Below are 14,541 nucleotides of genomic sequence, written 5' to 3'. Positions count from 1 at the left end.
CAACAGCAACAGCAACAGCAACAGCAACAGCAACAGCAACAGCAACAGCAACAGCAACAGCAACAGCAACAGCAACAGCAACAAAAGTCTCAAAACGAAGGGAAGGAAGCGCAAGGACAACAGTCACAAAATCAGCAAGATTCTGAAAATAAAAAAGAAAAACAAAAAACGGAACAACATCAACCGCAACGAGATGACAAGCAAGTGAAGGATCAAGGTGAACCAATACAGGCTAAAGCGCATCCCGAAAAAATGCATCAGGATGATCCTGAGTTCCGTCGACTAGAAGCAGTAGAAAGTGCTCGCGACCCAAGCTTTTTGATCCGTGCGCAAATGCAACTTCAAGCGCAACAAAAACAACCTCCACAACAATCTCAAAAGGAGTGGTAAGCCTGTGATGAACAAAGGCGTAAAACTGGTCTTTATTTTTGTGGCCAGCCTAATATCCAGTTTCTCGGTGATAGCACAGACACTTCAAGCTAGTGTGAATAAAACACAAGTAGCCAAGAATGAAGTGATTAACCTCAGAATCATTTCAGATACTGAGCTCAGCTCAGACTCAATCGACTTCAATGTTCTAGAGAAAGACTTCTTCTTGGGTCAACCTCGTTATGGCCGCTCTAGCAATAACATTAACGGAAGAAAATCAGTGCGTACCGAGTGGAGTATCTCAATTGCACCAATGAAAGAAGGTGTTCTGACTATTCCAAGTTTTTCCGCTGATGGTATGAGAACGGAGCCGATCAAACTGCGTGTCAACGCGAGCCAAACAGACCCCAATCTTGATGATCTATTTAGCTTCAATATTACGGTCGACAACAGTACGCTCTACCCTCAGCAATCTGCAACATTACGTATACAGCTTCTAATTAAAGCGGACACTCGACGCCTAGATAACCCGCAAATAGTACCTCCGCAGATTGAAGGCATGAAGCTTGAGGCACTGGGTGGCTTACAGCAAAGACAGAAGATCTTAAATGGGTTAGAAGTAGCGGTCATAGAGCAGTCGTTTCGCTTAACGGCCAATCAACCAGGCACTTATACCTTGATAGGTCCTAAACTGACCGGTTCTTATATTTATGGCGACAGCTTGACGGGCTCAACCAAAATAATGCCTATCAACACCAAAGCGGAACGCATGCCAATCACGGTCAAACCGATTCCGAGCGAATTTAAAGGTGAATGGCTTCCTGCTTCAGCGTTAGAAATGACACAGAGCTGGCAAGACGATCAAGGTAATCTACTGTCGACTAACGCGATCAACACAGTAAAGCAAGGTTCTTCACTCACTCGAACCATTCAAGTTAAGGCTCGCGGTACACAAGCCGAATATCTGCCACGAGTCAATATTAGTTACCCGAGTTCACTGCGCGTGTATCCCGAACAACCTAAGTTCGATAGCGGAAGAGATGGCACCGTTACCATGACGGTGAAGCAAGTCATTATTCCTACAGAGGCCGGGAGATATACCTTACCAGGATACGACTTGAACTGGTGGGACAGTCAAAATGATGAAGCGAAGAAAACAACGTTACCAGAGCTAACATTAGACGTAGAGAAAAATGACACTGGGCTAATCACGTTGCCGGAATCGCCTCTTTCAGCACCTTTAGTGTCAGCCCCTAGTCCTGAATCAAGCGGCGGTGTGAGCAGTCTCTGGCGAACGTTAACCTTTGTTTTCTTAGGGCTTTGGATAATGACATTGGGAATCGCAATTTGGGCATGGAAAAAGCGGTCAATAACAGCGAGTGGAACGGTTTCAAATACTGAACAACCACTTTGCATCGACGCGCTAAAAAAAGTCATCGAAGAGGGCGATGCTGCGAAAATTGAACGCTCTGTAAATGAGTATTTAACCACTCATCAAGACAGGTTAAACCCTGGTGACGTACAAGCAATTAAGCAAGAGCTTAATGCCATGAATCAAGCGCGTTTTAGTGCTAACCAACAACCTTGGAGCCCTGATTCGCTGCTAGCGAAAATTCAAAACCTTGGCAAAGCAAACGTAACGAAAACCGACCACCAACTCGAAAAGCTATAAATAACTAAATAACAATGGCAGCTCTCATGAGCTGCCAATTCTCTTATCCGGCCAAATTTTGCTTTAGCGGTTTTATCTAGAGCACCAACCGCCGCTTCTTCCCTATCAAGTTGCTCTTATGAACATCACTTACTCAACAAAACTTGGGGCTCGTATTCGTATCGCCTTACACAATTTCGCCCATGATTCTTCGCTTGATAGAGTGCCTTATCCGACAACTGATATAAATGGTCGAAATTAAAGTCTTTGCCTTTCGCTTTATAACAGGAGTAACCGACTGAAACGGTAAGTAACTCCCCTTCTGGGTTATGTCGATGCTTTATCCCCTCGCCCTCGATGCACTGACGAATGCACTCTGCTCTCAGTCGAACCTCCTCTTGCTCAGAACCAATCATGAGCAATGCAAACTCCTCACCTCCGATACGGCAAAAAACTTCATCTTCACCTTTGGTATGATGATCCAAGATATAGCCAATTCGCATCAATGCGATATCGCCTTCGAGATGACCATAGTGATTATTGAATAAGCCAAAATGGTCAATATCAATCAGGATCAGGCCAAACGACATGTCGTCTTCACACTCTAGGGCACAATATTTTTGCATCACATGTTCTAACATGCGGCGATTACCAAGACGCGTCAAAGGATCGAGCTTAGAAAGTACCTCAAGCTGTCGATTGGCTTCCTCCAACTCTTTTGTTCGGTTCTGAACCTCCAGCTCTAAGTTTTCGTTTAATTCGCGAATCGCCTCTTGAGCTTGAGTACGTTGCAATACTTCAGCTAAGCTGGACGCGAACATACGAATCACTTCACGTAACTGAGAAGTTAACGGCGCACGTGTCAGCAAATTATCAACAGCGATAAAGGCGATAGGACCACTGCTATTTGAAGTCAATACCGTCATCGCAGCCCAACCAAAGCCAACAATATTACAGTCATGATAAATAGGCATTGATTCTTCAAATGCGACTTCGTTTGGCATTGAGCGAGCCAGATTTATAAGAGAGAAATCTTGGGTTTCGCCAAAGAAGTAAGATTCATCCACCACGTTACCTTGAATATCGGTACCCCACGTTCCTTGCATGTAAGAGCAATTTTCATCAGTTAAAAACACCGCCATTCGATCAATACCAAGATTTTTAATGGCGAAAGTGACGGCCGATTTGCATACTCCACTGACAGTAGTGCAACGTGATAACTCAACCATGCTTGAATGCAACATGCGTACGTTTTGTTCTTGGCGCTTACGAATGTAAATTTGAGAGAAGAGTGAACCAAACGAGTCCAACATCTGTTTTTGATATGCCGTTATCGGCTTACGATGAATAAAGTTATCTAGCGCGAACCACCCAAACGGTTCATTGCCATCGCGTAAAATCAACATCGCATTCCAGCCCTGCCCGATGACCTTGCCTGCTGTGTATATTGGCGCGTCTTCTACAATCACTAAGTTGCTCTCAAGGCTAGATAACGCGGTGATATACTCCTCGCTAAGTTGATGTAAATCGTATTGTGTGTGAAATTCATCAATCGTAATTCCTGACTCATCCGTGCCGTATGTACCACTGAAGCTGCGCTTTTTCATATCGAGAAGCATCAGTGTAGAGCGATCAAACCCAAGTCGTTCACGTAACGCTTCGACGGCTTTGTAGTACAAGTCCTTTAAAGAATCAGGATTAGAGATTGCGAGTGCAACTTGCTGAACTAACTTCATATTTTCGATAAAGCGCTCGCGTTGGCTAATCTCATCAACATATTGCGCTTCACGAATATCTCTGTGCCTGATCTCTTTCGAGGCATTTTTTTCGGCACGAATACATTGCCAACGCGCCGCTGCAAGCTGCATTGCGTCGTAACTTTCTTCATAGATATTATGTGCCGTGCGAGCATGAACAGATTGAATCAGTAGGTAGGTACGTTTGATAGGCGTGTTGTCGAGCATCATGATGTAACTATCACCACCTAAATCTCGGGTGTGATTCCAGTTACAAGTGTTGATCGCCAGAGGTATGATGCTTTCAGAGGTGTCAAACTGACTTGCCCACTCCCAGAATGTCTCAGGATAGTTTTGGGTTGGGTAAAGCTCTCCGCGAGAGAAGCTCATCGAATGACGAGGGTTAATTGAAGGATCTTCAAAAATAGCGAGGGCTTGAGGGGAGAACAGACTCTCTAAATGATCAAAGATTGCCTCCGCTAGCAACCGATGGTCCCTCGTTGAAGACACTTTTCTTGTAAAACTTCTTAAACTCACCCTACCAACCTAATCTACTTTTTTATCCTCGATAAAAAACTACTTAGGCCATGATATGCAATCAATACGTTCAAATTTGAGCTGTTAAGTCATTCGCAAAATTATCAGACTTAGTGTTACATTCGAGAGCTCTTCAGCACTTTTAAAGCCATGTTTCACATAAGTTACATACTTTATAAACTGGGGAGGAAAGTTGTACTTATTTACAAGATTTTTTGTGTTGGTAGGCGTTATAAGCCCACGACTTAAAAAGAAAAAGGCCCCTCATTAAGAGGGGCAAAGTTACCATCGCTTATAGTTATTTAGTTATGCTTGTAAATACGGTGGATTAACCGAAATCACCATTTACGTAGCCTTGAGTACGGTCGTCTTGAGGGTTGCTAAAGATCACTTGCGTATCGTTGTGCTCGACCAGTTCTCCCATTAGGAAAAACGCAGTGCGGTCAGAGATACGACGCGCCTGTTGCATTGAGTGAGTCACGATAACGATGGTGTAGTTCTTCTTTAGCTCTTCCATCAACTCTTCGATTTTGTGTGTCGCAATTGGGTCAAGTGCCGACGTTGGTTCATCCATCAGAATCACATCAGGCTCCATCGCGATTGTACGTGCAATACATAAACGTTGCTGCTGACCACCAGAAAGACCGAATGCGTGTGATTTAAGGCGATCTTTCACCTCATCCCAAAGTGCAGCACCGCGCAGCGAACGCTCTACCACTTCATCAATTGTCTTTTTGTCTTTGATACCTTGAGCACGTAAGCCGTAAGCCACGTTCTCGTAAATGCTCATCGGGAATGGGTTTGGCTTTTGGAATACCATGCCGACTTTGATGCGAAGGTCAGCAACATCAATGTTGCCGTAAATATCTTCGCCGTCCATCGCCAATTTACCTGTAATTTTCACGCCTTCGATTAGATCATTCATTCGGTTCAAACAGCGTAGAAGCGTTGATTTTCCGCAACCTGACGGGCCGATAAGTGCAGTTACTTGGCGAACTGGAATTGGTAAGTTGATCGATTTCAGTGCTTGGTTGTCACCGTAGAATAGGTCTAGGTTTTCAATATCAAATTTGTTCATTGTCTTAATCTCTTAATTCTCGAATTCGTGTCTTTTAACGTGCGTTCTTAATTAGTGTTGTTAGTAAGTTGCGGTGTTAAAACGTCTAGCAATCAGTTTCGTTACCATGTTGATCAAGAGAACAACTACGATAAGCACTGTTGCCGTACCGTAAGCCTGATTCCATTCTTCAACGGTAAACAGTTCGGTAGTCAGTTTGTATAGGTGAACGGTTAGCGTACGACCTGAATCCAATAAAGAATCCGGAATACGTGCAACCATACCTGCTGTCAGGAATACTGGAGCAGACTCACCAATGACACGACCAATACTTAGAATGACCGAGGTTAAGATACCTGGCATTGCGCTTGGAAGAATCAAACGCCAGATAGTGTAAATCTTAGAAGCACCGAGGCCATAAGAGCCTTCACGGTAAGTTTGTGGCACTGCCATCAGCGCTTCTTCCGTTGTACGGATGATCACTGGCAGGATTAGGATACTTAGCGTCAATGCACCCGATAGAATCGAGAAGCCAAGGCCAAGAATCGCCACGAAGAAAGTCATACCAAACAGGCCGAAAATGATCGACGGGATACCCGCCAATGACTCGGTACAGAATCGGATGATTTTCACCAAACGACTGCCCACTTTCGCGTATTCGGTCAAGTAGATTGCCGTCATGATACCGAGTGGCGCTGCCACTGCGATAGAAGCGATAACCATGTAAATGGTCGCCACAATCATTGGGAAGATACCGTGCTCTTCACCTGTGCGCGTATAGTTATCAGTAATGAAGTTCCAATCTACGTGTTGTAGACCGTTTGATAGGATGTACCAGATAATCCAGAACAAAAAACCTACCGTTAGTGCTGCCGAGATCCAGACAAATGCGTTAAAGACATTATCTTTGAACTGGCGTGCTTTTTTCAGTTTTGCGCGATCCATAATAGTCACCTTTAACGAGCGATTACTTCGCTTTTTCTCGGTTTAGGTACAGTAGTACAGCGTTCAACGACATGATGAAGACCAGAAGTACTACACCTGTAGCGTAAAGTGCGTTCGCGTGAACACCACTTGCGTAAGACATTTCAATAGCGATGTTTGCAGTTAGTGTACGAGCCGAATCAAGGATGCCTTCTGGCATTGCCGGCGCGTTACCCATAACCATGATAATCGCCATGGTCTCACCCAACGCACGACCGATACCCAGTATCACACCTGTCATGATGCCTGAGCGAGCCGCTGGAACGAGCAACTTAAAGATGGTGTAGATTTTCGATGCGCCCAGTGCCAAAGAACCTTCTTTATAAGTACGAGGGACAGCGCGGATAGACGTTTCAGATACCGTAATTACCGTTGGTAGAATCATCACACCAAGAACAATGATACCGGCAAGGATAGTATTACCTGCAGGTACATCAAATACCTTCTGAATCAATGGAACGATAATAACCAGACCGAAGAAACCGTAGACCACTGAAGGAATACCGGCTAGCAGCTCAACCGCTGGACGGATGATGTCTGCTAATCGCTTTGGTGCGATTTCAGCGATAAAAATGGCGGTCAGAACACCAATTGGAACCCCAACAATGACAGCACCAGCCGTCGATACGATAGATGCCACAATCATGGTGGCGACACCATAAAGCGCAGGTGGTAACCAGTTTTGTCCTAAGACAATGCCCGATACGCCTGCTTCTTGGAATGCCGGAATACTCTCTCGAACGATGAAGTATGCAATAACGGCCAATGAAACAATGCCGATTACGGCACTCGTTAGGAACAAGCCGTGGAAGATGCGCTCTTTCCAGTCGACACGACGCTTCTCGCGTAGGCCTGACTTGCTGATAGCTCTAGCGTCAGTATTCATAAGCTTTTCACTATTTGTTGCGATGGTCATTTAAAAATCTCACGGTTCTGGGCAATGCCGTTGAACACAATGGATAGAAAAGGCTCAGCCCGAAACGTTGGGCTGAGCAAACTTTAGAGTCCCGATGGGATTAGTTAACTGAGATGTAACCTTTTTGGTCAACTAGCGCTTGCGCTTCGTCAGTTAGCATCCAGTCTAGGAATTTTTGCGTTTCTGTTGATGGCTTGCCTTCTTTGTAAAGAACAAGGAATGGACGCGCTACTTTGTAAGAACCGTTTTTAACGTTAGCTACCGTTGCATCAACGCCGTCGATTGCTAGCGCATTAACAGTGTTGTCTACAGTACCAAGAGAAATGTAGCCGATTGCGTATGGGTTAGATGCAACCATTGTTTTCAGTGCGCCGTTACCGTTTGCAACTTGAGCACGTTGAGAGATAGCTGATACCTTCTTACCAGAAATCTTCATTTTTAGAGACATGATGTCTTCAAATGCGCCACGAGTACCAGAAGCTGTGTCACGAGTAATGGCTACGATTGGCTTGTCTGCACCACCGACTTCTTTCCAGTTTGATACTTCGCCTTTGTAGATTGCAGTCACTTGCTCGGCTGTTAGACCTGGCAGTTTGTTTTGTGGGTTAACAACCACTGCGATACCATCACGAGCAACCACTTCTTCGATTAGTGTTGATTCTTTTTCAGAGTCTTTTAGATTACGAGAAGACATACCAAGGTCTGCTGAACCATTTTTCGCTGCTTTTACACCAGCTGAAGAACCAGGACCTTGAACTTCGATAAATACGTTAGGGTTCTTCTTCATGTACGTTTCAGAGAAAACTTCCATCAGTGGAGTTACGCTGCTAGAACCCACTGCAGAGATAGTTTCTTTAGCAGAAACAGGAGTCACTGCCATTGCGCCTAGAAGTGCGATTGCACCGATTACTGTCTTTTTCATCACAATTTCCTTAAGTGGCTTTATTGCCGTTGTGTTTCACTTGAACGGTGCTCACTTTAGAATTTGAATATGACAGTTGTGTTTCACTTAGTTGAACCCTCTATGACACGTTGTCATTTCTAACTATTAATTCCGCGACTTATCCCTCTCTCAATTTGAACGTAACGTTTTTATAACGTTGCCTCATGTTCAAGATGATAACCCCATCGATTTTGGTACATTTCATAACAATTAGATATGAGTAACTCATTGATTTGGCAAATATAACAATTAAAATCGAAATGCTTATTTATAAAAAAGATAATAATCAAACCGATAGAGGGTCAATCTCATGCGTCAATTTCTTAGTACGCTTTCTATTAAACTTCAGGTTTTTCTGCCTGTTCTATTCACAGTTATATTACTCATCATTGGACTGAGTGTCGGAATCGGTAAACTCGATCAAGCATTCAATAAGGTTTCGGCTTCCACCCATAAGCTAATCATTCACAAAGAGGAACTTAGCGGCATCGTAGACAACACTTACGCCATGCGCATCAAAGCCATTTATAGTCTATTTAGAGCCGAAGATGTTCAGTCTCTCAACCAAGAGCTTTCTGAGCGACAAAACAAAAACCGCGATTTTCTTAACTCCATCGACAATCTCCCTGGCGTTCAAAATGAAGTCAATGCTATGCGTAAGGCCATGAATCACTATGTTGATTTCACTCGCGTTACCATGACACCTCTGCTCACCACTAAACACTCTTCTGATTACACTACCTCTGATTTCAATCAAAAGTACGAATCTGCAATGGCTGAGTATCGATTAGCTGGCGAAGCGATGATCAACGCCATCGACAAACTATCTAAACAATTGAATCAAATCGTCACCGATGAAGTCGAAACGAATGGCGAACAACATTCAACCACGCTAACTTACAGCGCCGTCTCGCTTGCGGTGATCTTGAGTGCCGCTTCACTTATTAGTTGGGTACTCGCCAGCTACATCGTTGCGCCGATTCGTAACCTTCAAGTAACGATGCAGGAAGTCGCGAAGGGAAACTTACTAGTTAAGGCCGAAGCCATCGGGAAAAACGAAGTGTCTCAGCTGGCTCGAGATGTAAACCAGACCATAGAAAAACTGCGTGAAACTGTAAGCGCATTGGTTCGCATTAGTGAAGATGTGGCATCAGCATCAACCGAGTTAGCAACTGTTATGACTCAAAGCAGCGTCAACTCGGATCAAGAAAAGCAAGAAGTTGAGCAAGTAGCCTCGGCGATCAATCAGCTAGAGTCGACCGCAGCTGAAGTATCGACCAATGCACAAGAAGCAGATAGTGCATCAAATCAAGCACGTACGTTAACCTCACAAAGTATAAGCATGTTTGGGGAAAGTACTCGCGCAAGTGAAAAGATGGCGGAACAACTTAACGAAGCCGCTGCCGTCGTGACTTCGCTAAAAGATCAATCAGAACACATTGGTCGCGTGATCGAAGTGATTGAAGGTATTTCTGAGCAAACGAATCTACTTGCACTGAATGCAGCGATTGAAGCAGCACGAGCGGGCGAAAGTGGCAGAGGCTTTGCGGTAGTGGCCGATGAAGTACGTATGCTGGCAGCGCGAACTCAGGAGTCCACCAAAGAGATCCAAACCATTATAGAAGAGCTACAGCAACAATCTGGTCACGCAAATGAAAGTATGCATTTCAGCTTAGCCATGTTGTCAGACAACCAAGCTCTGACACAAGAAGTTAGCCAATCACTTGCTAATATCAGTAATGCTATCGCCGATCTGAACTCAATCAACACTCAAGTTGCGACCGCATCAGAAGAGCAGAAGCAGGTCACGGCTGATATCAACAACAACTTAACGAACATCTATGAACTAGTGAGCCAGAACGTCACTGGCATTACGCAATCCGCTGCTGCCGCTCAAGAGCTTTCTGGCTTAGCGGAAAACCAAAAACATCAGCTTAAGCAGTTCCAAGTTTAAATCTCTGAACAACACGATAAGCTCCAAAGGTCAGAAAAGAAAAAGCTCCGCACTGGCGGAGCTTATTAACATCTGGATTCGTGAAAATCCAACGGGGTGATTACTCCTCGTCAGTAACCAGCAGAACAGAGGAAATGTTCGTTGACTCTAGTGGGTTCCAGTTGTAAACCTCACCATTAAATGAATCAAACACCATAACGTTTGAGCCATCACCGTTTGGTGTGTTACTCCAGATGTAACCAGCATAGTCACCCACCTCTAGCGTGTAGCCACTTGCGAATGCAGTGCCGTTCATCGCAGGGCTATGGCAAGCACGTTCTGTCAACGCGACTAACTCCTTAATGTTTGGTATGCGCCAATTCTTTTTGCCAGCGAAGTCATATAAAGCATGATTACCTGATTCATTGCGGATTTGCTCAGCGGTTGATAGCGCTAACTGCCATGACATCTTAGTCGCAGCGCCATCACAAGCTTCGTTTGCCGTATTCCACGTTGAACCAACAGGGCAACGCATCCATGTTAGACCTGTTTTCAGGTCAGTTACGGTACCGCTCTCAGAATATGTATAACGCGTGTTAGGTGCCGTTTTAGCAAAGTCAGTAGAACACTCTTGTGCAGCCATTACAGTTTGAGAAGCCAAAGCAAGAGATAGTACAGTTATTAATTTCTTCATCTTATTGGCCCTTTACTGCTACTAGACGGATTGGGAATTGGAATGACGTGCCTGTGTCACGCTCTACTTTGTCAGAATAAATTTCAACAAAGCTTACGTGGCCACGGTCAGCGCCCTTCGCTGCAATCACTGCAAATTGAAGTGCACCTTCGTAGTTAGCAGGAGAGTAATTATTAAATGTGAAATCACTTAGCCAAATAGCACCTGAATTAACGTCTGGGCTGCCTTTACCCTGTTGAGGGAAGTAAGCTGTCGTCATACCATAGACATTGCCGTCGGCGTCTTTCTCTGTCTCACCTAAGTCGAGAACATCGTAGAACTCTTGGTATGTTGGTAGGCGCCAGTCACTAATGCCACATAGTGATTGCTTGTTTATATGTTCAACATATTGGCTTGTTGAACAGATGCCATCAGCAGCATCCACACAACCAACGACTTCAAGATCTTCGTAATACGGCTTAAATGTTTCAGACTCAAACGCAAATAGGCGATCTTTAAATTGAACCGAGCTCGCATCCGCACTCTTGTTTTCCCAAACAAGACCAGTACGCTCGTCCATAGTACAAGCCCAGTCAGTGGCATCTGCAGCTAAAACAGCACCTTGTGAATCTAGCTTAACGAACTTAAAGCCAGCGCCTGTCGACGTTTGCTTGTCCTCTTTGTCGAAGCCGTATTCCGCATCTTGACCAGGGTAAGACGCTTGAACCTCTACTACGTCTGCTGCTCCTTCAGCAAAATAAAGAACGGCGCCCGTATCGTTACTACCAACCGTTTGTTCAGCAACCGCTACAATTTCTTCAGCAAATGCACTTACTTCCGCTTCAGACAGAAGATCAGAGGCCAACGATTTACCTTGGAAGCTAAGATTTTGAGCAAGCAGCGCTACGCCTTTGATCATTTGCTTTGGTTGCATCGCAGCTAATAGCACAACCGTGTTTTGCTCTAGCTTGTCTAGCTCGCTAGCTTCTGCGTTAGACATCACCGTACCAGAAAGAGAAACACCGGCATCGGTGAGTTGTGCTTTCACAATCTCCTCAGCTTGAGCAACGGTTTTACCGTCAACCACAAGACCTGCGAGCAACGTTGTTACACCATTGACCGTGTTACCCGTTGCTAAGTTTTGGCCCGGAGCCGCAAGACGCAACGTTTGGTTCGAACCTTGATCAACTTGAGCAAGAATGGTGCTGGTTAGTACGTTTTTGTCGCTTGAAGTCAGGCTAAATTTACCGGCATTATCCGTTTTAGCACTCGGTTCAGTGGAATCACAAACGTAGTTTTGGTTTAAATCGATACATACTGGCGTATCAAGAAGTGTACCTACAGAAACGATGGTGCCAGCTACATCATAGGTCGGTGCCGACGTGTCACCACCAGAACCTCCGCCACAGCCAGCAAGGGCTAGTGACATAGCAACGATAGAATATTGAAACTTCATAGATTTTATCTTCTTTTGATTTTAATTAACGAGAGCGAATCACTCTCACCATTGAAAGCAGGAAAAGTCCTAACAAGGTCCAAGGCGAACCACTGCCACCTGAACCACCACCACTGCTTTCTTTAGTGGTATCAGCACTGCACTGATACTGAGCAAAGTGACTCACACCCCACTCTTTCAACACCCCAAAGTTCCCTGACACACGGTCAGACACTTCGAGACGCCAAGTACCCCAACTCGGTTGACCGACAAGTGCTTGTAACTCCTCGTCATACTGAGCGGTGAAGTAACCTTTAAATCCTTTGGTATTGCTTGATTGATGGCTAAGTAGCACGACCGATTTGCCTTGTGGAGACACTAGCGTCACTTGCAGATCTTGCAGTGAGTCATGTTCGATGTTCAGGTAAACCGCAAACGAATCATCAATCGTGCGTGACTTGTCCGATAGCGTCTGAGAGAACAGTCTGTCGCCCTGCTCCGGTAAAGCGGAATTCACTGATTGAGGCTGGATATCGAGCTCTGGCGTACCATTAACCAGCATCACCTTTTCACTCCACTGGTGAGTCTTTAGGCCTTCAGCAAATTGATAATCCAATGAAATAGAGGAATCGAATTGCGTGCCACATGTTAGACCGCTTGGTAACGCCACCTTCATTGAGGTCGAATCAGAAAGCGTTTCATCAAAGTCGAAAACGGATGCGTTATTTAGCTGCCATTGCCCTTTGATGCTCGCTTCACGGCCAGTTTGGCTCAGGCTCAAACCAACGTCTTGACCTTGTGCGATGTATCGAGCGTCATAGCGAACACGAAGAGGCGCTTTAAGTAAGTTGTGTCTGTTGAAGCTGTCCGTCAGGAATTGGGCGTAGTCTTTATTTGGGAACAAGGTGTTTGCGGCAAACACGGTCGATTCCGCCAGATCATGCATTTTCACGCCACGACCAATGCCGTACATACCTTCAAGTACAATGGCGTCAAACTCGCGGAACACGTTATCGGTATCATCACCGTATCGTTCAACCGATGCTTTAAGCGCTTGAAACAGCGGCGTTGACCATAGCTCGTCACCTAGTTCACCGCCCACACTGACATGCGCTGGATACTCTGAGCTCTCGAAGTAACGTGCTCTTTGGTTCCATAAGCTACGAGTTGTTTTGCGTGTTCCGAACACACCGTCCCAGTTGAACACCGTATCTAACTCGAATTCTTGACCACGACGCGAAGCATCCAAATATTGAGTTCGGTAGCTCGCGCTGCCCGCCCAGTAATCAGCAAAACCCTCTGCGATAGCACCAGTGTGACCGTACGCCCAATCCGGTACGATTTGGTAATGAATGCCATGCCCAAGCTCGTGTATCACTACATCAGCATCGACTGCATCCGGAGAAACACCACCGACACCCAGCATGAGTGCTTTCGGACCGTAATAGTAAGTAGAGTTATCTTTTGATAAACCGCGAGCATCAAAACGAAGCGGTTCGTCAAACAAGTCGTAAGTCAGACTTGTCAGATATTGGATCGAGCTATCAAGATGATAAAAAGCCATCAACTGTGGGAACGCATTGTCACCAAACTCGGTGCTTTGCATCTCATCAACACTGTCAAATGCTTGAACCCCTTCTGCGCTGAGAAAGTCCAACGTATCAAGTACAGGCGCTTCACCAGGTTCTGGGGCTGCAAATAAGCCCGTCGCATCCACTTGCTTCAATCTTGGGTTAGACAAATAGAACTTACCGCCGGACTGTAAAACCTCAATCGACTTGGTGACGTACTCGATCGGCTGAGGGTAATCGGATAGTGCTGACCACGTCGATTCTGGTGCCGCTTGCTGTTGCATGGTGCGAAGATCTGGGTTGAATAAAGAAACCTCAACATTAACCAGACTTCCAGAGCTCAAAGCAGGTGGCTCTTGTGCTTGCAGTTGGCGAGGCGATTCCAATTCCATTGCAACCGTTGGTTTACCGTTGCGAATGATCGTATCTTCAAGGCTCTTAAACACTCGCACAACGTGATGATTTTTATCGGTTGTTACTACTAAGGTGCGCTGTGCTTGATATTCACCGTTTACCCAAACATCAAAATTGTAATGCTCACCAAGCTGAGACTGGGTTTTGTAACGGAACTTAAGCTCGCCCGCTTCTGAGTAGTGGCTGTCTAGATAAGTTTTCGCTTGCGCTTCATTCGTTACAATAGAGTCCGTTGCGGGATAATCCCACTCTGCAGCCTGCACCGCAGGGGTACAAGCAATAAGCAGCGAAAACGCCAATGGTTTTAGCTTCATGATTTCGT

10 protein-coding genes and 1 pseudogene are annotated in these 14,541 nt (G+C 45.3%); 3 read left to right on the top strand and 8 right to left on the bottom strand.

What is annotated here, in order from left to right; all coding sequences use genetic code 11:
- Positions 1–390 (top strand): annotated as a pseudogene (locus R7Z41_RS09095) (hypothetical protein); the annotation flags it as partial.
- Between the two features lie 4 nt (positions 391–394).
- Positions 395–2,041 (top strand): BatD family protein, encoded by a 1,647-nt coding sequence (locus tag R7Z41_RS09090; RefSeq protein WP_199267664.1) that lies wholly within the window; start codon positions 395–397, stop codon positions 2,039–2,041.
- A gap of 125 nt (positions 2,042–2,166) precedes the next feature.
- On the opposite strand, the gene R7Z41_RS09085 is transcribed toward R7Z41_RS09090, so the two are convergent.
- The 5 genes from R7Z41_RS09085 to R7Z41_RS09065 all read right to left on the bottom strand — a co-directional run bounded on the left by R7Z41_RS09085 (position 2,167) and on the right by R7Z41_RS09065 (position 8,172).
- A complete protein-coding gene (locus tag R7Z41_RS09085) occupies positions 2,167–4,293 on the bottom strand; it encodes a GGDEF domain-containing protein (RefSeq protein WP_318136346.1) in 2,127 nt (708 codons plus the stop codon).
- 328 nt (positions 4,294–4,621) lie between these two features.
- A complete protein-coding gene (gene pstB / locus R7Z41_RS09080) occupies positions 4,622–5,371 on the bottom strand; it encodes a phosphate ABC transporter ATP-binding protein PstB (protein ID WP_005375156.1) in 750 nt (249 codons plus the stop codon).
- Between the two features lie 60 nt (positions 5,372–5,431).
- Positions 5,432–6,295 (bottom strand): phosphate ABC transporter permease PstA, encoded by an 864-nt coding sequence (gene pstA / locus R7Z41_RS09075; RefSeq protein ID WP_005383923.1) that lies wholly within the window; start codon positions 6,293–6,295, stop codon positions 5,432–5,434.
- Between the two features lie 22 nt (positions 6,296–6,317).
- Entirely contained in the window at positions 6,318–7,250 is a 933-nt protein-coding gene (gene pstC / locus R7Z41_RS09070) for a phosphate ABC transporter permease subunit PstC (protein WP_005375154.1), read from the bottom strand.
- Between the two features lie 100 nt (positions 7,251–7,350).
- Positions 7,351–8,172: a phosphate ABC transporter substrate-binding protein gene (locus tag R7Z41_RS09065; RefSeq protein WP_005375153.1), complete on the bottom strand. Its 822-nt coding sequence runs from the start codon at positions 8,170–8,172 to the stop codon at positions 7,351–7,353.
- Between the two features lie 331 nt (positions 8,173–8,503).
- Here R7Z41_RS09065 and R7Z41_RS09060 point away from each other — a divergent pair, with 331 nt between their 5' ends.
- Positions 8,504–10,147: a methyl-accepting chemotaxis protein gene (locus R7Z41_RS09060; protein WP_154203997.1), complete on the top strand. Its 1,644-nt coding sequence runs from the start codon at positions 8,504–8,506 to the stop codon at positions 10,145–10,147.
- A gap of 100 nt (positions 10,148–10,247) precedes the next feature.
- Here the strand turns inward: R7Z41_RS09060 and R7Z41_RS09055 are convergent, their stop codons facing one another.
- From R7Z41_RS09055 to R7Z41_RS09045, 3 genes are read right to left on the bottom strand one after another with little or no spacing between them, the layout of a single operon-like run.
- On the bottom strand, positions 10,248–10,820 hold the full coding sequence (locus R7Z41_RS09055; RefSeq protein ID WP_017820503.1) for a DUF1566 domain-containing protein: 573 nt from the start codon (positions 10,818–10,820) through the stop codon (positions 10,248–10,250).
- A gap of 1 nt (position 10,821) precedes the next feature.
- Positions 10,822–12,255 (bottom strand): DUF1566 domain-containing protein, encoded by a 1,434-nt coding sequence (locus R7Z41_RS09050; RefSeq protein ID WP_206970620.1) that lies wholly within the window; start codon positions 12,253–12,255, stop codon positions 10,822–10,824.
- A gap of 25 nt (positions 12,256–12,280) precedes the next feature.
- Positions 12,281–14,533: a proprotein convertase P-domain-containing protein gene (locus R7Z41_RS09045; RefSeq protein ID WP_206970619.1), complete on the bottom strand. Its 2,253-nt coding sequence runs from the start codon at positions 14,531–14,533 to the stop codon at positions 12,281–12,283.
- Between the last annotated feature and the right edge of the window lie 8 nt (positions 14,534–14,541).

The organism is Vibrio sp. 1457, assembly GCF_033340195.1.
Lineage (GTDB): Bacteria > Pseudomonadota > Gammaproteobacteria > Enterobacterales > Vibrionaceae > Vibrio > Vibrio alginolyticus.
Note: the sequence above shows the minus strand (reverse complement) of the source record. Positions and strands in the feature narration are given on the sequence as shown.